Source organism: Paraburkholderia sp. FW306-2-2C-D06C (genome assembly GCF_058781505.1).
Window position 1 is genome coordinate 1 of sequence record NZ_JBYSWU010000011.1, and the last position, 23,318, is coordinate 23,318.

The window sequence follows — 23,318 nt, forward strand, 5'->3', positions numbered from 1 at the left end:
TTCTTTTGCCTACTTTTCTTTGCGGCCGGCAAAGAAAAGTAGGTGCTCCCCCGCACAGGGGGAAAGCTAATAGACCAATACCAAATCAAGGAAAAGCCAACGCCGCAGGCAGCACCACCATAAGTGCCGCACAGGGCAAATAATCAGGGAAGACCAACGCCGTAGGCAGCAACAAAAAAAGCGCCGCGAAGGCAAAAAATCAGGGCAGACCAACGCCGTAGGCAGCAAGAACAAAAGCGCCGCGAAGGCAAAAAATCAAGGGAAGACCAACGCCGTAGGCAGCAAGAACAAAAGCGCCGCGAAGGCAAAAAATCAAGGAAAGCACACCGAACAATGCCGCCGCCAAAGGCAAAAACCCTACTCCCGACTAGCAATAGCCCGCTTTTCAGCGCCCGAGTCAGCAGACGAACTAGCCGTCTGCGAAGACTGCGTCCCCCAGACAACGGAGTTATCCACCGCATACAACCGGCAAGGCGCCGAACTCTGCTTCTGGCAATTCGCGATCGCTACCGACATCGGATCATCGCCGCCTTCAGCCCACGACCAGGCCCCCGTACCCGAAACAGCAAACGCGCGGCTAGGATACTGATGCAGGAAATTCCGATACCCATTGCGTCCGGCTTCATCGACAAACGGCACGGCGTCGACCGCATCGACAGCGGCAAACCCGCTAGCCTTCGGCAAAGAAGGATCGGACACGCGATATTGCACGCCAGTTGGCATCCCCGCTCGCGCCAGGAAAGCCTCAACCGCGGGCCACCAGATCTGCACGCCATCGCGATCGCCCACCAGCCGATGCGCGTCGTTCTTGTAGTTGCCGAAATCCACCATCCTGGCGCTCGCGCCATGCGCGGCATAAGCGGCATACATGCCGGCCACCAAAGGCGCCGTCCAGACCGAATCGTTTTCGCCGTACAACCACAGCGACGGCACCTTGGACTTCTCGCCATACGCGCCGAACGCGCGCGTCAAGTTGCCCTGCCAGTCGGCGCACGCGTCCTGCCGCAACCCGCCAGAGAAATTGATCAATGCCCGAACGCCTGGTGCGGCTTCGGTGCCGTAGGCCATCGTCGCGAGACCGCCGTGCGAGGTGCCGGCCACCACGATGTGGGCTGCGTCCACGTATGGCTGCTTCGTCATGTAGTTGATCGTCGCGGCGACGTCGCCGGCCTGGCCGATGCCGTTGCGTTCGACATCGCAGCCATTCTGCTGATAGGCGCCGTCCGAATGGCCGAAGCCCTGGCGGTTCGGCGCCACCACCACGTAGCCGCGCCGCACGAATTCACGCGCGAACGGCCGCGGATCGCTGCGCTCCTGCATGCGCGGGTCACCGGGAATCTTGCCGTGATTGAAGACGATCATCGGGAACGGGCCTGCGCCGTCCGGCTTGTAAATCGTCGTTTCGAGCGTAATCGAGCCGGCAGCGTCGACCGGGACTCGCACAATCCGCTCGTTGAGGCTCGCGCTCGGCAGATAGACATCGTCGTCAAGGGCAATGCGCGGTACGTGAGCGCGGGTCAGCGGTCCTGCCAGGGGGTCGGCGAGCGGGTCGGCATGCGCGAGTGCGACAGCGCACGTCGCCGTTGCACACATCACCGCACACTTCGTCAAAACCTTGCTGAACACCATTGACGCACCTGCCTCAAAAATCTGCCCTTGACACCGTGGCGCCTGTTTGTCGAAAGTCATTGCTGACATTTGCCTTTCATTGGCGTTTTCGACAAACAGAAACACACTCGCGTACGTAGTGCGTCAAGCGCGCGCACGCCAATCGAGATTGCACGGGATGAACCCAAACGGCCGACGTGACCCCACGCGCCGATGATGAGCGCCACACCTGCTGCTTGGAAACCGCCGCCGCAACGAATCAACCCGTTAGCGGCAGGGCGCCTGCGCATTTTGCGGAGCCGTTATCGACCGGCTCTCACAACGTGGCGTCATAAACCTACGGCCTCATCCTGGCACGACAATTTTGTTTTGTGCAATCAAGGAGAACCCGCGACGAAATATTTACCGTGCAGGGATCGGGGGTGATGGGGCTGCGGGACTGGCGCTCCGGCGGTGATTGGCTCCACGAAGGAATCGCTGCGCCAATCAGCACACGAACGCGCTGTGGCGTAGAGCCAACATGAAAAAAGCCCCTGTTTTGAGGGCCATATGTGACGTCGCTATTCAGTTCGCCGTAGCGTGCTTCAAGGCGTCGGTCACGCCGGTTGTCATGTTGCGCTGTAAGGCGCAGAAAGGATTGCGTTATTCGCTCACGTCGCCGTCGACATAACGCCAGCGTCCGTCTTCGCCGCGTACAAAGCGGCTCAGCTCGTGCAGACGATGCGCGCGGCCGCCCACCTTATAGCGCGCGACAAATTCCACCGTGGCATGCCCGGCGTCGGTTTCGGCGAAGGCCTTGATCTGGAGTCCGAGCCAACGGGGCGCGTCGGGCGCGGCGGGGTCGGCGTCGAGATCGGCCGGACAGGTGTGCGGCGCCCAGGTCGCGCGCAGGTAATCCGTTGCGCCCAGCACATAAGCGCTGTAGCGCGAACGCATCAGTTCGAGCGCGCGCGGCGCCGCTTCGCCGCCGTCGATATACCGGCCACAGCATTGCGCGAAGCGGGGCGCCTTGGGCGCACTGCGCTGATCGGGCGCTGAGCCGCCGCAAGGACAGTCGGAAGGTCGTTGTATCGACAACAATGGCTTATTCATCAGACGTTCAGTCAAGACCGCGTGCAATCAGGATCTTCTGGATGTCGCTAGTGCCTTCGTAGATCTGGCACACGCGCACGTCGCGGTAAATGCGTTCGACAGGGAAATCGCTCAGGTAGCCATAGCCGCCGTGGATCTGTAACGCCGCCGAGCAGATGCGCTCGGCGGCTTCCGACGCGAACAGCTTGGCCATCGCGGCTTCGGTCAAACACGGCAGGCCGGCGTCCTTCAGCGAAGCCGCGTGCCAGATCAGCTGGCGCGCCGCTTCGAGTTGGGTCGCCATGTCGGCGAGACGGAACTGTACGGCCTGGTGCGAAAACAAAGGCTGGCCGAAGCTTTCGCGTTCCTTTGCATAGCTCAACGCCGCCTCGAACGCGGCACGCGCCATGCCGACGCTTTGCGCGGCGATGCCGATGCGCCCGCCTTCGAGCCCCGACAGCGCAATCCGGTAGCCTTCGCCTTCCGCGCCGATCAGGTTCGCCGCCGGCACGCGGCAATCTTCGAAGAGGATTTGCGCGGTGTCCGACGAATGCTGGCCGAGCTTCTCCTCGACTCGCGCGACGATATAACCCTTGGTATCGGTCGGCACGATAAACGCGCTGATGCCGCGTTTGCCCGCGCTCTTGTCGGTCACCGCCATCACGATCGCGACGTTGCCGTTCTTGCCGCTCGTGATGAACTGTTTGACGCCGTTCAGCACGTACGCGTCGCCGTCGCGGGTGGCCGTGGTGCGCAGCGCGGACGCGTCCGAGCCCGCTTGCGGTTCGGTCAGGCAAAACGCGCCGAGCATCTCGCCGCGCGCGAGCGGCGTGAGCCAGTCGCGCTTCTGCGCGTCGCTGCCGTAGGTCAGCAGGATGCTGCACACCGGGCAGTTGTTGACGGAGATCGCCGTCGACGTGCCGCCGTCGCCCGCGGCGATTTCTTCGAGGATCAGCGCGAGCGCCAGCGCGTCCATGCCGGCGCCGCCGTACGCTTCGGGCACCAGCACGCCATACGCGCCCAGTTCGGCGAGCTGCCGATGCACGTCCTTCGGGAAGATGCGCTCGCGGTCCCAAAGCGCTGCATTCGGCGTGACTGCTTCGCGTACGAAGGTGCGCACCGCATCGCGGACCATCAGGTGATCCTGGTCAAGCACCATGGCTCGGTCTCCTCCTCAGTCTCCTCATTCGTCTCCTCACCAGTCGAGCGGTGTGCCGTCGTATTGAAAGAAGCGGCCGTTGAACGATTCGTGTGCGGCGGTGGCCTGCGCGAGCACTTCACGCATGCCGGTCACGCTGCGCGCCGGATCGATCGCGGCCTGTGCGCCGCCCATGTCGGTGCGCACCCAGCCCGGATGCAGCGAGATGCAGGTCGCGCGCCTCGCTTCCAGCGACGCGATCTTCAACGCGTCGTTCAGCGCCGCCTTGCTCGCGCGATACAGCCAGCCGCTCGTGCCGCTCGCGTCGCTGATGCTGCCCATCTTGCTCGAAATCACCGCGAACACGCCGCCGGCTTCTTCGACGAGCGGCAGCAGGATCGGCATCAACTGCATCGGACCGCGGACGTTGGTGCTCATCACGTGGTCGAAGTCTTCGGCGGTGATCGTCTCGATGCCTTCGGTGCGCGGGCCGTACACGCCCGAGACCAGTATCGCCGCATCGAGCTGTTCGCCGTCGAGCTTCCAGCCGAGGGCGGCGATCTCGTCGGGCGCGCTGACGTCGACCGAAAAGGTTTCCGCGCCGAGCTCGTTCAACGCGTCGAGCGCGGCGCCATCGCGCGCGGTGGCCAGCACGCGCCAGCCGCTCTTCCTGTACTGCCGCACAAATTCCCGGCCGATGCCGCGCGAAGCACCGACGATCAACACTGTTTTCATCGAATCACCTCAAACCAGTTCGATACCCATCGCCGTCGCTTCGCCGCCGCCGATGCACAGCGTGGCGACGCCGCGCTTGCCGCCGCGCTGTTTCAGCGCGCCGATCAGCGTGACGAGAATCCGCGCGCCCGATGCGCCGATCGGATGACCGAGCGCGCAGGCGCCGCCGTTCACGTTGACCTTGTCGTGCGGCAGACCGTGTTCCTTCATCGCGGCCAGCGTGACCACCGCGAACGCTTCGTTGACCTCGTACAGATCGACTTCGTCCGCGCGCCAGCCGTTCTTCTCGAACAGCTTGCGAATCGCGCCGACCGGCGCGGTGGTGAACTTCGCCGGTTCCTGCGCGAAGGTCGAGTGGCCGACCACGCGCGCGATGGGTTCGACGCCAAGTCGTTTCGCCGTCGACTCGCGCATCATCACGAGCGCCGCGGCGCCGTCCGAAATCGACGACGAATTCGCCGCCGTCACCGTGCCGGTCTTGCTGAACGCGGGCTTGAGCGTCGGAATCTTTTCGAGGTTCGCTTTGAACGGCTGTTCGTCGCGATCGATGGTGACTTCGCCTTTGCGGCTTTCCACCTTCACCGGCGCGATTTCCCACGCGAACGAGCCGTCTTCGTTCGCGCGCTTCGCACGGTTCAGCGATTCGACGGCGAACGCGTCCTGCGCTTCACGCGTGAAATCGAACGACGCCGCGCATTCTTCGGCGAAGGTGCCCATCAGGCGGCCTTTCTCGTACGCGTCCTCGAGGCCGTCGTAGAACATGTGGTCGATCACCTGGCCGTGGCCCATGCGCATGCCGCTGCGCGCTTTCGGCAACAGGTACGGCGCGTTCGTCATGCTCTCCATGCCGCCCGCGACGATCACCTCGACCGAGCCCGCGGCCAGCATGTCGTGCGCGAACATCGCCGCGCGCATGCCGGAGCCGCACATCTTGTTGACGGTCGTGCTGCCGGTGCTCAACGGCAAGCCGGCACCCAACGCGGCCTGGCGCGCGGGCGCCTGGCCGAGACCGGCGGGCAGCACGCAGCCCATCACCACTTCATCGATCTGCTCAGGCTTCAGGCCCGCGCGTTGCACGGCGGCTTCGATCGCGACCGAACCGAGTTGCGGCGCGGTCAATGACGCGAAATCGCCCTGAAATGCCGCCATCGGCGTGCGGGCTGCTGAAACGATCACGATCGGATCGGATTTTGTCTCACTCATGTTTGATCTCCTTGATCACACCTTCGACGATTGCCGGCACATCGCCGAGCTTGGCCGCATCGGCGGCGACCACGTCGTTCTCCGCTTGGTGCGCGCGGCTTGCCGACACCGCCGCGACGCAATTCCGATAGGTCGGGTCGAGCTCGCCCGGCTCGCTGATCGTCATGCCGAGGTTGCGCACCTTGCCGTCGTGCACGCCATACGCCCAGCCGTGCACCGTCAGTTCCTGGCCGCGCGCCCATGCGTCGTTGACGATGGTGGTGCGGCACACGTTGACCACCTGCTCGATCGTATTCAGCTCGACCAGACGCCGATGACGCGCTTCGCCGAGCGGCCATTCCGCGAGCAGCGCGGCATGCTTGGTGCGCACGTCCTGCACGTGATGCAGCCAGTTGTCCGCGAGACCCACGCGACGGCCGTGCAACGCAGCGCCGACACCGGAGCAGCCATAGTGGCCGACCACCATGATGTGCTTGACCTTCAGCAGATCGACGGCGAACTGGATCACCGACAGGCAGTTCAGATCGGTATGCACCACGACGTTGGCGATGTTTCTGTGCACGAATACTTCGCCCGGCGGCAGGCCGATGATCTGATTGGCCGGCACCCGCGAATCGGAGCAGCCGATCCACAGGTATTCGGGCGTCTGCTGATCGGCGAGACGCGAGAAATACTCGGGGTCTTCGGACAGCTTGCGGGCCACCCACGCGTCGTTGTTGTCGAATAGATGCGCGAGCGGGTTGGGAAGGGAAGAAGCGTTCGTGTTCATGGTGCGTCTGGGCGGTTGCCCGACCGATTGACCGGTCGGTGTCGTTACATGAGGTTCGGACGATACGTGCAAAAATGCTCGCGGCGCATGATGCTCACGCCACGCGCGCGGTGCGCCGATCGGTTTGCCTATCCGGCGTCTCCGATAGTTCGGACGCCGCATCGGCGAAGCGTTCCGGATAACGGATGCAAAAGCGCACGTTGCTGTCGTACGGGAAGAAGTCGGGCAGTTCGCCTTTCAATAGATGATCCTTGTGCCGTTGCCACAGCGCGGGATCGAATAAATCCGCATGATGCTGCATGAAGGAACGGCGCACGCGTGGGTCGCCGAGCAAAAACGTGCCGTACGTCTCCGGGAAAATGTCGTGCGGGCCGACCGAGTACCACGGCTCGCACGACATTTCGTCTTCTTCGTGACGTGGCGCCGGCACCGCGCGCACGTTGCAGTCGGTCAGATACTCGATTTCATCGTAGTCGTAAAACACGACGCGGCCGTGACGCGTCACGCCGAAGTTCTTGTACAGCATGTCGCCGGGGAAGATGTTGGCCTGCATCAGTTCCTTCACCGCGTTGCCATATTCCTTGATGCCGTGATCGATGTCTTCGTCGCTGCCGTTTTGCAGGAACAGATTGAGCGGCACCATCCGGCGTTCGATATACAGATGGCGAATCACCAGATTGCCGCCGTCGTATTCGATCAGCGAGGGCACTTCTTTTTCGAGTTCGCGCACGAGCGCCTCGTCGAGGCGCGGGACCGGCAACGCGACGCTCGAATATTCGAGCGTGTCGGCCATGCGGCCCAGACGGTCGTGCCGTTTGACGAGCTGATACTTTTCCTTGATCTGCGCGCGGGTGGTTTCCTTCGGCAGCGGGAAACTGTCTTTGATCAGCTTGAACACGTACGGAAACGAAGGCAGCGTGAACACCAGCATCACGAGCCCCTTGATGCCGGGCGCGACGATGAACTGATCGCTCGAATGCGACAGGTGGTGCAGCAGATCGCGATAGAACAGATTCTTGCCCTGCTTTTGCAAACCGACCGACGTATAGATTTCCGCCTTCGGTTTGCCCGGCATGATCGTGCCGAGAAACTCGACATACGCGGACGGCACCTCCATATCCACGAGGAAGTACGAATGCGAGAAGCTGAAGATGATCAGCAACTGGTCGCGCTTGAGCAGCACCGTATCGAGCGCCAGCAAACCGGGCTTCACATGACGCAGCGGCACCGCGAACGGCAGCAGCAAGTCGCCGTTGATGATCCGTCCGACGATATACGCCGACTGGTTCCGATAGAACAGCGACGACAGCACGTGAATCTGGAAGTTGGCCGCTGCGTCGAACGCGCCGAACGCGTCGTGAATCGACTGCATCACGCAACCGACGTCGCGGCTCAGGTCTTCGAACGGCAGCTCCAGCTGGAAGTTCGTGACGATGCGCTCGAGCGTCGCGGCAAGACCGTCCTTGGCCGGGTAATACGCACGATAGGTCGGTTTCGCCGCCGGTTCGTCGTTCTCGATGTATTCGGTCGAGATCGCCGGGCGCACGAAAATGAAGTCGTTGTTGAAATACGAGCGGTGCAGGATCTTGCAGCACACCGAATTGAAAAACGTTTCCGCGCACTCGGGTTGCCGGTGCGTGGTCAGGAGACCGATGTAGTGGAGCTTGATCTGCTGCCACACTTCGCCGTCGATGTTTTCCGCGTCGTATTCGTCTTCGAGCAATTCGACGCATTCCTCGACGCGTTCGTCATACGAGGTGATGCGCTCGCGCGCGAGCTTTTGCAGACCGTGCCAGTTGGCGGCTTCGAAGAGTGTCTTGGCACGGATCGCAGCGTCGCGGAAGATCCGGTAGTGCCGATTGAAGCCTTCGAGCATCGTCTGCGCAACGTCAAAGCCGATCTGCGACGACAGCAGTTTGGGGAAGTGATTCATGTCGACCGTGCATTCGTCCCATGTCGTGAAGACACCCGGGATTGTATCGTCCGGGCGGACCTGCGACGCATCGCGCCGCTCGACTCGCGCCTTGCCGCCTCGCGGGCGTTGTCAGGCGTTCGCCGACTTTCAGACTATCTCCGCTCAATGCCGCAGTTTGGCATGCCTTAATCGGCTCAACTTTCGGCAAAAAATATTTACTGCCTGTTCATGTCCGGCACGCATCCACGCTCATGCCGGCTTGGCTTCGCGCGTGCCGCTTTCGAGCAGCGCCTGGGCCTGGGCTTCGTATTGCGCGAGGTCTTCGAGCGTCGCGTTCAGGTCTTCCCGTTGACGTTCGAGCACCCCGCGATGCCGGGCCACCGTCGCGAGGAACGCGTGCAATTGCGGCACGGTGTCGGTCGGCGATTCGTAGACGTCCAGCAGATCGCGGATTTCCGACAGCGTGAAGCCGAGCCGTTTGCCGCGCAGCGTCAGCTTCAGGCGAGTTCGGTCGCGGCCCGAATAGACGCGCCGCAAGCCGCTCGATCCCTCGCGGCTCGGTGCGAGTAAACCCTGATCTTCGTAGAAACGGATCGCGCGCGGCGTCACGTCGAATTCCCGCGCGAGATCGGTGATCGTGTATTGCGTATTCATCAGGGCATCCCGTGGCCGGGCAGAAAATCGGATTGAACGATAGAATCGACGTTTACGTTATCGTCAACTTGATCGAAACGCAACCAGGCGCAATACGGCACGCTGATTTCGCGAACGCGCCGCAACCACGCTATCGGACATCGCATACCTCGCCATGCCGGATGGCCGACGGAGGAAGACACTCACAATGAATGCCCTCGAACATCAACTGGACTATCCGTTCAAAGACACCTTGCCCGAACCGGGCCACGCGGTGGAAGTCGCGCCGGGCGTGTTCTGGCTGCGCATGCCGCTGCCGTTCGCGCTCGACCACATCAACCTCTGGCTGCTACGCGATGAAATCGACGGTCAGCAAGGCTGGACCGTGGTCGACTGCGGCATTACGTCGGACGCGATCAAGGAGAACTGGGAGAAGGTGTTCGACTCGGTGCTCGACGGTTTGCCGGTGCTGCGCGTGATTGTCACGCATTGCCATCCTGATCACATCGGCCTCGCGCACTGGATCTGCGCCGGCGGCGACAAGCAGCGCTGGGACGTGCGGCTGTGGATGACGCTCGGCGAATACATGCAAGCCCGCGTGATGGCGGCCGGCGATGGTTCCAACGCGGGCGGCGAGGGCGCGGCTCGGCACTTCGCGCGGCATGGCGTGAAAGACGAAGAGTCGCTGGAGAAGCTGCGCAATCGCAAGAGCTACTACTCGAGCCTCGTGCCGGCGATTCCGGGGCAGTATCGGCGGCTGCGCGAAGCGGATGGCGTAAAGATCGGCGGCAAGACGTGGCGTGTGGTGACCGGCTATGGCCATGCGCCGGAACACTGCGCGCTGCACTGCGAAGAGACGGGCGTGCTGATCTCGGGCGACATGGTGCTGCCGCGCATTTCGACCAACGTGTCGGTGTTCGACATGGAGCCGGAGGGCTCACCGCTCGCGCTGTACCTGGAATCGCTCGGCCGCTACGAGACGATGCCTGAGGAGACGCTGGTGCTGCCGTCGCACGGCAAGCCGTTTCGCGGCGTGCGTACGCGGATCGCGCAACTGCGTGAGCATCACGACGCGCGTCTGGCCGAAGTGCGCGAGGCGTGCGCCGAGAAGCCGCAGAGCGCGGCCGATATCGTGCCGCTGATGTTCAGGCGCCAACTCGATATTCACCAGATGACGTTTGCGATGGGCGAAGCGTTGGCTCACTTGCATCTGCTGTGGCTTGCCGGTGAATTGAAGCGCACGCAGGATGCGGATGGCGTGATCCGGTTTGCGGCCCGGTGAGCGTCACGCGTACATGAAAAAAGCCCGGTGCTTTCGCAACCGGGCTTTTTTGTTGACGTGGTGTCGCTGAAGCTTACCGCATCGCTTTACTACCAGGCCTTACTGCACCGCCACCGTCCCAAAGTTCTGCCGGCCAAACGGACTCACGTGATAACCGCTCACGTTCGTGCGCGTAATCGCCGCGGCGGTCGGATATCCCAGCGGAATCCACAGCGCCTGATCGTGGATGATCTGCTGCGCCTGTTCATACGCTTTCGCGCGTTTGGTTTGATCCGGCGTGGCCTTGCCGTCGGCGATCAGCTTGTCCAGATCCTGATCGCAGAAGCGCGCGAAGTTGATGCCCGACTTCACCGCGTTGCAACTGAAGAGCGGCGACAGGTAGTTGTCCGGATCGCCGTTGTCGCCGGCCCACCCCATGAACAGCGTGTCATGCTGGCCCTGCTTGGCCTGCTTGATCAGCTCGCCCCATTCGATCACCTTCACGTCGGCCTTCACGCCGATCTTCGCGAAGTCGGCTTGCAGCAGTTCGGCGCCGGCCTTCGGATTCGGATTCAGCACGCTGCCGTTCGGACGCACCCAGATGGTCGTTTCGAAGCCGTTCGGATAGCCTGCGTCCGCGAGCAGTTTCTTCGCCTTCGCCGGATCGTACGGCCACGGCTTGACCGACTTGTCGTAGCTCCACGTGTTCGGCGGATACGGATTGTTGGCCGGCGTCGCGGTGTTGTCGAAGACGGTCTTCAGATACGTGCCGCGGTCGAACGCCATGTTCAGCGCGGCGCGGACCTTCTGGTTGTCGAGCGGCTTCTTCTGCGTGTTCAGCGCGACGAACGCTGTCATGAAGGCGGGCGTCTGCACGATGGCGAGCGATTTGTCGCTCTTCGCGTCGGCGAGATCCTGCGGCTTCGGCGACAGCGCGATCTGGCATTCGCCCGCCTTCACCTTCTGCGCGCGCACGGTGGCGTCCGGCGTGATCGCGTAGATCAGGCGGTCGATCTTCGGTTTCGGACCCCAGTAGGCCGGATTCACGTCGTAGCGGATCACAGCGTCTTTCGTGTAGCTCTTCAGCTCGAACGGACCCGTGCCGACCGGCTTCGAGTTCAGATCGGCCTGCTTGCCGGCCTTGAGCAACTGGTCGGCGTATTCAGCCGAATAGATCGACGCGAAACCCATCGTCAGGATCGACACGAAGGTGGCATCCGGCGCGTTCAGTTCGAACTTGACGGTGTTGTCGTCGACCTTGGTGATGGACTTGATCAGCTTCGGCAAGCCCATCGACTGCGCATGCGGGAAGCCGCTCGCGCCCGCCACTTTGTGCCACGGATTGCTGTCGTTGAGCATGCGGTCGAATGTGAAGACGACGTCGTCTGCATTCAGCGTGCGGGTGGGCTTGAAGTAGTCGGTGGTCTGGAACTGCACGTTCGCGCGCAGATGGAACGTGTAGGTGAGGCCGTCGGCGCTCACGTCCCATTTGTCGGCGAGCGCCGGGAGCACTTTCTTCGCAGCCTCGTCGTACGAGACCAGCGAATTGAAGATCACGTCGGCCGACGCGTTGGTCGTCACCAGCGAATTGAACTGCACGACATCGAAGCCGTCAGGGCTCGACTCGGTACAGACGGTCAGCGGTTTGGCGAGCACGAGCGCGGGCGCCGTGAACAGTACGGCGGCTGCGAGCAGTTTGAAGCGCATAGGATCTCCCATAACGAGCGCAGTCAGGCAGTGCGTCTGGTGGTGTGGTTATGTTTCGTTGACGAGTGACGGCAACTGGCAGTCGGCGTGGCCGTCGTCTTTATTGTGATACGTTTCCGGGGCCGGCGCATGGTTTGGGTGCTGCACTTACCCGCCAATACCCGCGCGCCTCGGCCTTCGCGAAAGCTTATCGAAGGGTGGTTGCGGCGACAACAACTTAATCCGCATATCCATATGGGTGCGGCGAAACGCGCTCACGGCGCGGCGGCGCGGTGCAGCAGATAACCGATGCCTTCGATTGCGCGCACGCCGTACCACGACACCCGTTCTCCATCGATCCACTCGATGCGCTTGCCGGCGAGGCGCGGATCGCGCTTCAGCGCGTCGCAATGCGCCTGCGTGAAGCGATACGGCTCACTGGACAGCAGGATGCGGTCGACCCCGGCAAGCCACGGCGCGTGGTCGAAGTCGATGGTTGGGTAGCGCGCGGCGCCCGCCGCGCCGCCTTGCACGTCGGGCAGTGTCCACCAGTTCACGAGCCGCAGCATCGCGGCGATGTAGGTGTCGCGTGCGACCGTCATCCAGGGTTCGCGCCAGATCAGATACAGCACGTTTTGAGCGGGAAACGTGCGCGCCGCGGCTTCGTGCAGGCGCGCTTCGAGCGCCTCGCTCAAGCGCCGGGCTTCCTGCTCGCGGTTGAAGATCGTGCCGAGCAGCGCGTACAGCGCGAGATTGTCCTGCGGCGTCAGCGGATGAGTCACGACGATATGCGGCACGAACGCACGCAGTTTATCGACGGTATCGCGCTCGTTTTCGTCGATATTGACGATCAGATGGGTGGGGCGCAGCGCGCGGATCGCGTCGATATTCACGGCCTTGGTGCCGCCGACCTTGCGCACCTGCCGCACCTTGTCGCGAGGATGCACGCAAAAGCCGGTGCGTCCGACGATTTGCCTGTCGAGTTGCAGCGCGAACAGCAATTCGGTGATGCTCGGCACCAGCGAGACGATGCGCACGCCGGCGCCCGACGCAGCGGCGCCCGACGCTTCGGCGCCCGCAACTTCGTGCGCGACGCCGGCTGCATCGACCGCACGCGGCTGCATGATTTACTCGGTGGCGGCGCGGGGCTTGCGCGGCGCGCGCTCAAAGACTCGGTCGTAGAGCCAGCGCGGCAATACGTGCAGCAGCATGGCCCCGATGCGCATCTGCCACGGGAACACCGCAAAGGCGGTTTGCCGTTCGATTGCCTGCGCGACCTTGACCGCGAAGCGGTCGGCATCCATCAGAAACGGCATGGCGTATGGGTTGTGCGCGGTCATCGGCGTGCGGATGTAGCCAGGCGCGATCGTGACCACGCCGACGCCCAACGGCCGCATTTCGACGCGCAACGCTTCGAGATACTTCAGCGCCGCCGACTTCGACGCGCTGTAGGCGCCAGAGCCCGGCAAGCCGCGCACGCCGGCCACGCTGGCCATGCCGACCAGCGTGCCTTTCCTTGCGTCGACCATTGCGGCGGCGAACGGCTCGAAGGTGGCGACCATGCCGAAGTAATTGATGTCCATCACTTCGCGGAAAGTGCGCAGATCGCCGTGGCCGGTGACCGCGCCGCGGCTGATGCCGGCATTGGCGATCACGACGTCCGGCAAGCCGTGCCGCGCGATGAATTGTGCAGACGCTTCCGCGAGCGCCTCGGCGTCGCGGACGTCGACGGAATAGATCGAGACGGTGTTCTGGGGATGGGACTGCTGGAAGGCGGCGAGCGCGTCGCCGCGGCGGGCAACCAGGCCGAGAATCGCGCCGCGCCGCGCATATTCGGCGGCGAGCGCGAGGCCAATGCCACTCGATGCGCCGGTAATGAAAACCTTCAGGGGGGAGCTCATTCCGGCGCCTCGGACGTTACATCTTCTTGGCGCGGACTTGCTGGACCAGGTAGTCGAGCACCTGGATCGTGCCCGGCAGGCTGTTGGTCGCCGCCGGACCGGTTTCATACTTGCCTTGCACGGCCAGGGTCGGCACGCCGTCGATCTTGTAGTCTTCCATCAGCTTCTTGTCTTTTTGCAGCGCGCTTTGCGTCGAGAACGAGTTGTACGCGTCCATGAACTTCTTCGAATCGACGCCGTTCTTCGCGAGGAATTTGGCCTGATCTTCCGGCGTCAGCAGGTAGTTCTTGTTGACGTGGATTTCGTTGAAGATCTTCGGCGTGAGCTGTTGAGCGAGGCCGAGTGCGTCGACAGCGTGGTACAGCTTCGAGTGCGGAATGAAATCGTCGCGGAAGGCGACCGGCACGCGCTTGAACACGACGTCCGGACCCTGCTTCTTGACCCAAGCTTCGAGGAAGGGGTCGAATTCGTTGCAGTGCGGGCAGCCGTACCAGAAGAATTCGGTGACTTCGATCTTGCCGGCCGGCGCGTCGGTAGGTTGCGCCGCCGACAGCACGGTGAAGTCTTTGCCGGACACCGGTGCGGTGGGCGATGCGTGCGCCGTGGCGGCAACGAGGCCCAGCGAGAGGAACAGAATGCTCAGCAATTTTTTCATGTTGTGTTGACCCAGGTAGGCGGTAAAGCGGTGGCGCCACGCAAATGCCCGTCACCGTTTTTAAATCGGCGTTAAACGTCTTGTTTGTCTGTTTTGCCTGTGACACGCGCCGCACGCCGATAGTTCGGCGGCGGCGCGTCACGGCAAATCACCGTTTGCTTATTGTTGGCTCATTGTTTCGTAAAGCGGATCACAGCGGTATCCACGCCTGCGTCGGACAGACGCTGACGGTTCGAATTCATGTCCTCGAACTTCGAGAACGGCCCGATGCGCACTCGGTAGTACGTGACGCCGCCCGCATCGCGCTGCGTGACCTTCGATTCGAAGCCCTGGAAGGCGAGACGCGCGCGCTGCTGCTCGGCATCGGCCGCGGTCTTGTACGCGCCCACTTGCAGGAAGTAGCCGGTATTGGCGTCGCCAGGCGTGGGCGCCCCATTCGAACCCGGCTTGATGCTGGCGACCGCCGTGGACGAGTTGCTCTTCGGCGCCGAGGTGGCCGCCGCGGCCGAAGGCGCGCTGCCGGTTTGCGGCTTCTTCGCCGACGCCGCGGCGCCGTTGCCGTTATCCTGCGCGGGCTTCGGTGCAACCGCCGTGCCGTTCGCATTGCCGTTTGCGCTGCCGTTCGACGGCGGTACCTCGACGATCTGCGGCTCTTCCAGCATGCCCGACTGCGTCTGCGAATTGGTCTGGCCCGGGGCGGTGTTCGGCGGCGCCGGTTGTGCGGCTTGCGGCACCGGCAGGCCCGGCGTCTTGCCTTGCAGCGGACGGTTCGGATCGTATTGCGGCTGGCTCGCGCCGGAATCCGACGCCGCGGGCGGCGCGACCTTCGAGACGAACGGCGTGGGCGCACGAGTGATATACAGCGCCACCACTACCGCGATCGCAAGGCCGACGATCAGGCCCAGCACGATGCCGAGAAAAGTGCCCCCGGTTTGTTTCGATTGCTTTGTTGTGCGGCGTGGTTTTGCCATCGTATGAATCACCTGCAAAAAGAATCCTGGAACGGCCGTCGATTATAACGACGGCCGCATGCATGCTGCGCCGGAGGACTTACATCTTGACGGGAGCGGAGACGCCGATCGTCGCGAGGCCGTTGGCCAGCACCTGGCGCGTGGCCGCGAGCAGCGCGACGCGTGCGTTGCGCTCGGCTGCGTCGTCGACCAGCACGCGTTCGGCTTTGTCATTGTAGAACGAGTGGAATTCTCCGGCGAGCTCGCGCAGGTAGAACGCGACCGCGTGCGGCGCGAGTTCGTCGGCGGCATGCTGAAGCATGTCCGGGAACTCGGCGAGCTTGTTCAGCAAGGCCATCGCGCGTTCGCTCGTGAGCGGCGACACGTCCACCTCGGCCAGCGTGCTTTCGTCCGTGTTGTAGCGCGCCTTGCACTCGGCGATCACGGAGCAGATGCGCGCGTGCGCGTACTGCACGTAATGCACCGGATTTTCGTCGTTCTGCTTCAGCGCCAGATCGATGTCGAACACGAATTCCGTATCCGCCTTGCGCGAGATCAGGAAGAAGCGCACGGCGTCGCGGCCGCGGCGAATCGTCTCTTCGTCGATCAGGTCGACGGCGGCTTCCGAGCCCGGCGTCGCGCCGCCCGACCATTCGATCAGGTCGCGCACGGTGACGTAGCTGCCGGCGCGCTTGGAGATCTTCACTTCCTCGCCGTTGCGCATAACCGTGACCATCTTGTGCAGGATATAGTCGGGATAGCCCTTCGGAATGCCGATGCCGAGCCCTTGCAGGCCGGCGCGCACCCGCGCGATCGTGCCGTGGTGGTCCGAGCCCTGAATGTTGATGACCTTGGTGAAGCCGCGTTCCCACTTGGCGACGTGATAGGCGACATCCGGCACGAAGTACGTGTAGGTGCCGTCGCTCTTGCGCATCACGCGGTCTTTGTCGTCGCCGTCGTCGGTGGTGCGCAGCCACAGCGCGCCTTCCTGTTCGTAGGTCTTGCCGGCGGCGATCAGCGCCTCGACCGTCTTCTCGACCCGGCCTTCCTTGTACAGCGAAGACTCCAGATAGTACTGGTCGAACTTCACGCCGAAGGCCTGCAAGTCCATGTCCTGCTCGCGGCGCAGGTACGCCACCGCAAAGCGGCGGATCGCGTCGAGGTTTTCGATGTCGCCCGCGCCCGTCACCGGCTCGCCGTCGCTCGCGGCAACGGTGACGCCCTTCATATAGTCTTGCGCGATCTCCGCGATGTACTCGCCGTTGTACGCGGATGCCGGCCAGCCGGCGTCGCCGGGGGCGAGGCCGCGGGCGCGCGCCTGGGTCGACACGGCGAGCGTGTGGATCTGCACGCCGGCGTCGTTGTAATAGAACTCGCGATGCACGTCATAGCCTTGCGAGGCCAGCACGTTCGAGAGCGCGTCGCCGAGCGCAGCCTGACGGCCATGGCCGACGTGCAGCGGGCCGGTCGGGTTGGCCGAGACGAATTCGATCAGCACGTGCTTGCCGGCGTCGCGTTGCGAGCGGCCGAACGCGTCTTTGCCGGCGAACACGGCGGCAATGACCGCCTGCTTGGCGGCGGCCGCGAGGCGCAGGTTGATGAAGCCGGGGCCGGCTACTTCGGCGGCATCGACGAGACCCCTGGCTTGCGGTTGCGCAAGCAGCGCGTCGACGATCTGTTGCGCCAGCTGGCGCGGGTTGGCGCGCAGTGGCTTGGCGAGTTGCATCGCCACGTTGCAGGCGATGTCCCCGTGCGCGGCGACCTTGGGGCGCTCCAGCGTGATCGCGGGCGCGACGAAAGTGGCTTCGCTCGCGCCCTGGGACGCTTGCGCAACGTGCTTCACCGTGTCGGCGAGCAGTGTTTCGAGTGTGTGTTTATGTGCAGGCAGCATGCTTGTTGCGAGTCCAGTGAGGCAATCCGGTGATGCGGAAGAGGCGCCGGCCGCGCGGCAGGCGCAGCCGATTCGTCAGAAGCGTGGAAAGCGGCGGCGCGCCCGCCAGGATGCATCGGGCACGCCGCTCGGGCGCGGCATCCGGCACATGGCCTGCGACGCAGCTGGCGCGGTGCGTAGCGTCATGCCGAGGCGCTTGCTGAGAGCGGCATGCAGCGAACCGCGGCCAGCGGGTCCGGCCGCGCGACTTCCGCCAGGCCGCGCGCGGCGTATGGCGGCGCGCTTTTCCGTCCAGACGGATTTTAGCAGGTGCTAATATGTTCAATGAGATGCCCACTAAGGGCCGTGGCCGCCGTGCCCGATCGGCGTGTCAACGAAACGCGCGCCGGCGGCTGCTGTTCCGCCGCTTGCGCGGCGATCCAACATAACGAAAAAGGGAACAGTCATGCTGATTACTTTCAAATGTCGCGCTGCGCCGGACGTGGTGATGCTGGAAAATCTCGCTCAGTACCTGGTCGGCATCGTCGGCAAGCGTCTCGGTGAGCGTGGTGTCATTACCCACGACGAAGTGGGTACTGCGATCACGAAACTCGAGTCGGCCATCAATACCGACAAGCAGGAGCGCGCCGAGCACGACGGTCATTTCCACGAAGGCGAAGAAGGCCACGAGCCGCATGAGATTCCGCCCGGACTCTCGCAGCGCGCGTATCCGTTCCTCGACATGCTGCGCGCGGCGCAGAAGGAAAACGCGGACATCGTCTGGGGCCTCTGATTTCGGGCCTGCCCGCCGGTCGCGGCGTGCGGTACGCCTCGCGCCGCAGACCCTTATGCGCCAATCAATGGTGTGCCAATAAAAAGAGCCCGCTTCGCGCGGGCTCTTTGTCTATTGCGGGGCCGAACGGGCGGCCTGTCCAGGCTGCTTACTGGCTGGCGGCATCCGCCGGTGCGGCCATTGGCGCTGACGCACCCTTTTTCATTTTCTTCTTTTTCGGCTTCTTGACGTGCTTCTCTACCGGCGGCGAATACGAACTGACCGCGCTGGAGCCGGCCGGAGCGGCCGTCTGAGCCAGCGCCGCCGAGGCGCCGACGGCGAGCGAAACAGCAGTCAATAACAGCGTCAGCTTCTTCATACGATTTTCTCCGTTGACGATTGCAATTGGATAAGCCGACGCGTTTTGGCCGCGTCTGGCGGGGTCAAGCTGTTTCAGTCTACAAAGCCGAAAATTACGCTGCCGCAAATATTCAGTCTTTCCCGCCCGATATAGTGGGTTTCCCGCCACGCAAAGGCTTACAGCAACGGCGCCAAGGCCCGTTCGGCGTCCGTTTTCGACAACGACATGCGTTTTGCGTAGTCTTCCAGCTGATCCTGGCCGATCTTGCCGACCGAGAAATAGGTGCTGTCCGGGTGCGCCAGATAGAAGCCGGAGACGCTCGCCGCCGGCAGCATCGCCAGCGATTCAGTGACGCTCATGCCGATTTCGTTGGCTTGCAGCACGTCGAACATGTCGCGCTTCACGAGGTGATCCGGGCAAGCCGGATAGCCCGGCGCCGGGCGGATACCGCGGTACTTTTCGGCGATCAGGTCGTCGTTGGAGAGCGTTTCGGTGTTCGCGTAGCCCCACAGGTCGCGCCGCACGCGGGCGTGCATCGCTTCGGCGAAGGCTTCGGCGAAGCGGTCGGCGAGCGCCTTCAGCATGATCGCGCTGTAGTCGTCGAGGTCCTTCTCGAACTGCTTTTCCTTCACGTCGACGCCCAGGCCCGCCGTGACCGCGAACATGCCGATGTAGTCGGCCACGCCTGATTCCTTCGGCGCGATGAAGTCGGCGAGCGACCGGTTCGGCCGCATCACGCCGTCCACCACCGGCCGCACGCTCTGCTGGCGCAGGTTGCGCCATGTGAGCGCGACTTCGCTGCGCGATTCGTCCGTGTAGATTTCGATGTCGTCGTCGTTGACGGTGTTGGCGGGCAAGAGCGCGATCACGCCGTTGGCCTGCAGCCAGCGGCCCTGGATCAGGCGCGCCAGCATCGACTTGCCGTCCGAGAACACGCGCCGCGCCGATTCGCCGACGATCTCGTCGTTCAGGATGGCCGGGTAGGGGCCGGCAAGATCCCAGGTCTGGAAGAACGGGCCCCAGTCGATGTAGTTCGCCAGTTCGTTCAGATCGAAATTCTTGAACACCCGGCGGCCGATGAACTTCGGCTTGACCGGCTGGTAGCTGGCCCAGTCGACCTTGGTCCTGTTCGCACGGGCTTCGGCGAGCGTGACCATCGGCAGCGCTTTCCTGTTCGCGTGCTGGTCGCGGATGCGGTCGTAGTCGGCTTTGAGTTCGTCGACGTATCTGGCCGCGCCTTCGTCGGACAGCAGGCTCGACGCCACGGAGACCGAGCGCGACGCGTCCGGCACATACACCACCGGGCCTTCGTAATGCGGCGCGATCTTCACCGCGGTATGGACGCGCGAAGTGGTCGCGCCGCCGATCAGGAGCGGAATCTTCTTCACGCGGAAATAGTCGTCGCGTTGCATTTCGGACGCGACGTACGCCATCTCTTCGAGGCTCGGCGTAATCAGCCCGGACAGGCCGATGATGTCCGCGCCTTCGACCTTCGCCTTCGCGAGAATATCGTTGCACGGGACCATCACGCCCATGTTGACCACTTCGAAGTTATTGCATTGAAGCACCACCGACACGATGTTCTTGCCGATGTCGTGCACGTCGCCCTTCACTGTGGCGATGACGATCTTGCCCTTCGCGCGCACGTCGCCGCCGGCGGCCGCGAGCTGCTTCTTTTCTTCTTCGATGAACGGGATCAGGTGCGCGACCGCCTGCTTCATCACGCGCGCCGACTTCACCACCTGCGGCAGGAACATCTTGCCCTGACCGAACAGGTCGCCGACGATGTTCATGCCGTCCATCAGCGGGCCTTCGATCACGTTGATCGGGCGGCCGCCTTCGGCCGCGATCTTCGCGCGCACTTCCTCGGTGTCTGCGACGATGAAGTTCGTAATGCCGTGCACCAGCGCGTGCGACAGGCGCTTCTCGACCGGCTGGTTGCGCCACTCGAGGTTCTCTTCCTTCTTCGCCGCGCCGGTCTTGAACTTGTCGGCGATTTCCAGCAGACGGTCGGTGCCGTCTTCACGACGGTTCAGCACCACGTCTTCCACGCGTTCGCGCAGTTCCGGATCGAGCTCGGCATACACGCCGAGCTGGCCCGCGTTGACGATGCCCATGTCCATCCCCGCCTGGATTGCGTGATAGAGGAACACGGTGTGGATCGCTTCGCGCACCGGATCGTTGCCGCGGAACGAGAACGACACGTTCGAGACACCGCCGCTCACCTTCGCGTACGGCAGGTTTGCCTTGATCCAGCGCGTCGCGTTGATGAAGTCGACCGCGTAATTGTTGTGCTCTTCGATGCCGGTGGCGATCGCGAAGATGTTCGGATCGAAGATGATGTCTTCCGGCGGGAAGCCGACTTCATTCACGAGGAAATCGTACGAGCGCTTGCAGATCTCGGTCTTGCGCGCGAACGTGTCGGCCTGGCCTTGCTCGTCGAACGCCATCACCACAGCCGCCGCACCGTAACGGCGGATCAGGTTCGCGTGATGGCGGAACGCTTCTTCGCCTTCCTTCAGCGAGATCGAATTGACGATCGCCTTGCCTTGCACGCACTTCAGACCCGCTTCGATCACCTCCCACTTCGACGAGTCGATCATGATCGGCACGCGCGCGATGTCCGGCTCCGACGCGATCAGATTCATGAAGCGCACCATCGCCGCTTTCGAATCGAGCATCGCCTCGTCCATATTCACGTCGATGATCTGCGCACCGTTCTCGACCTGCTGGCGCGCGACCGCGATCGCCTCGTCGAACTGGTCGTTCAGGATCATTCGTGCGAACGCTTTCGAGCCGGTCACGTTGGTGCGTTCGCCGACGTTGATGAAGAGCGTCCCGGACGTGACGTTGAACGGCTCAAGGCCGGAAAGGCGCATGGTGTGATCGGTCATGGCGTGTATGCGGTTCGATTGCGTGCGGGATTGCGTACGATTAGGTGCGTCTGTTTCGATAGCGGAAGAGCGGCGGGTCAGAGCAGAGCCGCGAACTCAGGCTGCGTCGCGATATTGCGTCGGCCACTTGCGCGGCTTCACGTCGGCCAGCGCCTTGGCAATCGCCGCGATATGCTCCGGCGTCGTGCCGCAGCACCCGCCCGCGATATTCACGAGACCTGCCTGCGCAAACTCCTTCAGCAATCCCGACGTATCCGCCGGCAATTCGTCGAAGCCCGTGTCGCTCATCGGATTCGGCAAACCGGCGTTCGGATAGCACGACACGTAGGTGTCGCACAGCTTCGCCAGTTCGGCGATGTACGGGCGCATCAACGCCGCGCCCAGCGCGCAGTTCAGGCCGAACGTGAGCGGCTTCGCGTGACGCAGCGAATTCCAGAATGCTTCGACAGTCTGCCCCGACAGAATGCGGCCCGATGCATCGGTGACCGTGCCCGAGATCATGATCGGCAGACGTTCGCCGGTGTCCTCGAAGAGTTCATCCAGCGCGAACAGCGCGGCCTTCGCATTGAGCGTGTCGAAGATCGTTTCGACGAGGAACAGATCGGCGCCGCCGTCGAGCAGCGCCTTGGCCTGCTCGTAGTACGCCGCGCGCAATTCGTCGAACGTCACGTTGCGCGCGCCCGGATCGTTCACGTCAGGGGAAATGCTCGCTGTTTTCGGCGTCGGTCCGATCGCGCCGGCGACGAAGCGCGGCTTGTCAGGCGTCGAATATTTGTCGCAAGCGGCGCGCGCGAGCTTCGCCGATTCGAGGTTCATCTCGACGGCGAGGCCTTCCATCCCGTAGTCTGCCTGCGCGACCGTGGTGGCGCCGAACGTGTTGGTCTCGATGATGTCCGCGCCCGCCGCGAGATATTGCTCGTGGATCTCGCTGATGATCTGCGGCTGCGTGATCGACAGCAATTCGTTGTTGCCTTTGATGTCGCGCCCGTAGTCCTTGAAGCGCTCGCCACGGTAGCGGGCTTCGTCGAGCTTGTAGCGCTGGATCATCGTGCCCATCGCGCCGTCCAGGATCAGGATGCGCGACTTGAGCAGCGCGGGCAGCGCCGTGCCGCGCGTATAGGCGGCATCAGGACGGACTGGCGTGGCGGTTTGAGCAGGCTGGTTCATGGCGGACGTGGGCTTGCGCCGGCTTGTTCGGGAAACCTGTCATTGTAGCCGCTGCGGGGCGGTTCCGCCGGGCGCGGGAGGCGCAACCGCCGTGGGCGCGACGGATTCGTCCACCTGGCAACCAACGCGCACGCAAGCACGCGCAAGCGCACGTAAAACTACAACGCGCGACAACGCGCGCAAACGCACGCAAGCGAACGCAAACGCACGAAACGCGGGAAGGGGAACAGAGAAAAGAAAACGGCCCAGCGAGGCATGAGCCTGCTGGGCCGTTCTATCGATGCTGACCGACTTTAAGGCCGCCGGCTGTGCCGGACGGCGCGGTCGATGTATGTCGCCAAACTGTTAAGCCGAACCTCGAGGTTAGTGAAGAATCACCGGTTGATGCATCAGACTGTCGAACTGGCCGAGGAATTCGTCTACCTCGTCCAGCGACGGCTCCTCTTCGATCAGTTTTTGCACGTGCTCGCGAAAGCGCGCAGCCATTGCACCGTCGATATAGATTTCACGCTGCATGTTCTTGTCGACGATCTCGTAGCCACCGGACTTCATGGCCAGCGGACCTTCCTGCGGCGGAAACTCGACGACACAATAGTTGGGGCTGTTGTAGATCATTTGCATGGCGACACTCCTTATTTCCGTTGGCTCCTGGCCGTTTCTGCACCGTAGGTGGAGCATTTGGTGTGGAATTCAAGGGGTGGGTCCGGATTGATGCCTGTAAAGGTTCCG

At 63.1% G+C, this 23,318-nt stretch carries 20 protein-coding genes; 2 read left to right on the forward strand and 18 right to left on the reverse strand.

The window, feature by feature from the left end:
• Positions 1 to 357: 357 nt before the first annotated feature.
• The 8 genes from AC3WLT_RS10535 to AC3WLT_RS10570 form a co-directional block, all read right to left on the reverse strand.
• Positions 358 to 1,629, reverse strand: coding sequence for a dienelactone hydrolase family protein (locus AC3WLT_RS10535; RefSeq protein ID WP_492591970.1), 1,272 nt, complete (start codon positions 1,627 to 1,629; stop codon positions 358 to 360).
• A gap of 621 nt (positions 1,630 to 2,250) precedes the next feature.
• Positions 2,251 to 2,700 (reverse strand): YchJ family protein, encoded by a 450-nt coding sequence (locus AC3WLT_RS10540; RefSeq protein WP_492591827.1) that lies wholly within the window; start codon positions 2,698 to 2,700, stop codon positions 2,251 to 2,253.
• Between the two features lie 7 nt (positions 2,701 to 2,707).
• On the reverse strand, positions 2,708 to 3,838 hold the full coding sequence (locus AC3WLT_RS10545) for an acyl-CoA dehydrogenase family protein (protein ID WP_492591828.1): 1,131 nt from the start codon (positions 3,836 to 3,838) through the stop codon (positions 2,708 to 2,710).
• A gap of 36 nt (positions 3,839 to 3,874) precedes the next feature.
• Positions 3,875 to 4,552, reverse strand: coding sequence for an SDR family oxidoreductase (locus AC3WLT_RS10550; RefSeq protein WP_492591829.1), 678 nt, complete (start codon positions 4,550 to 4,552; stop codon positions 3,875 to 3,877).
• Between the two features lie 9 nt (positions 4,553 to 4,561).
• The gene (locus tag AC3WLT_RS10555) at positions 4,562 to 5,755 is read right to left on the reverse strand and encodes an acetyl-CoA C-acetyltransferase (RefSeq protein ID WP_492591830.1); all 1,194 of its coding nucleotides are present in this window, start codon (positions 5,753 to 5,755) and stop codon (positions 4,562 to 4,564) included.
• On the reverse strand, positions 5,748 to 6,524 hold the full coding sequence (can, locus tag AC3WLT_RS10560) for a carbonate dehydratase (RefSeq protein ID WP_492591831.1): 777 nt from the start codon (positions 6,522 to 6,524) through the stop codon (positions 5,748 to 5,750). The genes AC3WLT_RS10555 and can overlap by 8 nt, the downstream gene beginning before the upstream one ends.
• Positions 6,525 to 6,618: 94 nt before the next feature.
• The gene (gene aceK, locus AC3WLT_RS10565; protein WP_492591832.1) at positions 6,619 to 8,457 is read right to left on the reverse strand and encodes a bifunctional isocitrate dehydrogenase kinase/phosphatase; all 1,839 of its coding nucleotides are present in this window, start codon (positions 8,455 to 8,457) and stop codon (positions 6,619 to 6,621) included.
• Positions 8,458 to 8,688: 231 nt separating this feature from the next.
• A complete protein-coding gene (locus tag AC3WLT_RS10570; RefSeq protein ID WP_492591833.1) occupies positions 8,689 to 9,093 on the reverse strand; it encodes a MerR family transcriptional regulator in 405 nt (134 codons plus the stop codon).
• A gap of 187 nt (positions 9,094 to 9,280) precedes the next feature.
• Between AC3WLT_RS10570 and AC3WLT_RS10575 the strand changes: the two genes are divergently transcribed.
• Complete coding sequence (locus AC3WLT_RS10575) at positions 9,281 to 10,354, forward strand: MBL fold metallo-hydrolase (RefSeq protein ID WP_492591834.1); 1,074 nt, start codon at positions 9,281 to 9,283, stop codon at positions 10,352 to 10,354.
• Positions 10,355 to 10,453: 99 nt separating this feature from the next.
• On the opposite strand, the gene AC3WLT_RS10580 is transcribed toward AC3WLT_RS10575, so the two are convergent.
• The 6 genes from AC3WLT_RS10580 to argS form a co-directional block, all read right to left on the reverse strand.
• Positions 10,454 to 12,040, reverse strand: coding sequence for an ABC transporter substrate-binding protein (locus tag AC3WLT_RS10580; protein ID WP_492591835.1), 1,587 nt, complete (start codon positions 12,038 to 12,040; stop codon positions 10,454 to 10,456).
• Between the two features lie 254 nt (positions 12,041 to 12,294).
• On the reverse strand, positions 12,295 to 13,143 hold the full coding sequence (locus AC3WLT_RS10585) for a helical backbone metal receptor (protein WP_492591836.1): 849 nt from the start codon (positions 13,141 to 13,143) through the stop codon (positions 12,295 to 12,297).
• 3 nt (positions 13,144 to 13,146) lie between these two features.
• Entirely contained in the window at positions 13,147 to 13,920 is a 774-nt protein-coding gene (locus AC3WLT_RS10590) for an SDR family oxidoreductase (protein ID WP_492591837.1), read from the reverse strand.
• A gap of 16 nt (positions 13,921 to 13,936) precedes the next feature.
• Positions 13,937 to 14,575 (reverse strand): thiol:disulfide interchange protein DsbA/DsbL, encoded by a 639-nt coding sequence (locus tag AC3WLT_RS10595; protein WP_115099464.1) that lies wholly within the window; start codon positions 14,573 to 14,575, stop codon positions 13,937 to 13,939.
• 170 nt (positions 14,576 to 14,745) lie between these two features.
• Positions 14,746 to 15,564 carry an SPOR domain-containing protein gene (locus AC3WLT_RS10600; RefSeq protein WP_492591838.1) on the reverse strand — a complete coding sequence of 273 codons (819 nt, stop codon included), beginning with the start codon at positions 15,562 to 15,564 and terminating at the stop codon, positions 14,746 to 14,748.
• A 61-nt stretch (positions 15,565 to 15,625) separates the two neighbouring features.
• Complete coding sequence (gene argS / locus AC3WLT_RS10605) at positions 15,626 to 17,416, reverse strand: arginine--tRNA ligase (protein ID WP_492591839.1); 1,791 nt, start codon at positions 17,414 to 17,416, stop codon at positions 15,626 to 15,628.
• Positions 17,417 to 17,861: 445 nt separating this feature from the next.
• Here argS and AC3WLT_RS10610 point away from each other — a divergent pair, with 445 nt between their 5' ends.
• Entirely contained in the window at positions 17,862 to 18,188 is a 327-nt protein-coding gene (locus AC3WLT_RS10610; protein WP_492591840.1) for a DUF1840 domain-containing protein, read from the forward strand.
• 148 nt (positions 18,189 to 18,336) lie between these two features.
• Here AC3WLT_RS10610 and AC3WLT_RS10615 read toward each other — a convergent pair whose 3' ends face one another.
• The 4 genes from AC3WLT_RS10615 to AC3WLT_RS10630 form a co-directional block, all read right to left on the reverse strand.
• Positions 18,337 to 18,546, reverse strand: a complete 210-nt coding sequence (locus AC3WLT_RS10615; protein WP_492591841.1) for an acid-shock protein — start codon at positions 18,544 to 18,546, stop codon at positions 18,337 to 18,339.
• A 158-nt stretch (positions 18,547 to 18,704) separates the two neighbouring features.
• Complete coding sequence (metH, locus tag AC3WLT_RS10620; RefSeq protein ID WP_492591971.1) at positions 18,705 to 21,431, reverse strand: methionine synthase; 2,727 nt, start codon at positions 21,429 to 21,431, stop codon at positions 18,705 to 18,707.
• 87 nt (positions 21,432 to 21,518) lie between these two features.
• A complete protein-coding gene (locus AC3WLT_RS10625) occupies positions 21,519 to 22,589 on the reverse strand; it encodes a homocysteine S-methyltransferase family protein (protein ID WP_492591842.1) in 1,071 nt (356 codons plus the stop codon).
• Positions 22,590 to 22,952: 363 nt separating this feature from the next.
• Positions 22,953 to 23,210 carry a BTH_I0359 family protein gene (locus AC3WLT_RS10630; protein WP_007179533.1) on the reverse strand — a complete coding sequence of 86 codons (258 nt, stop codon included), beginning with the start codon at positions 23,208 to 23,210 and terminating at the stop codon, positions 22,953 to 22,955.
• Positions 23,211 to 23,318 lie beyond the last annotated feature (108 nt).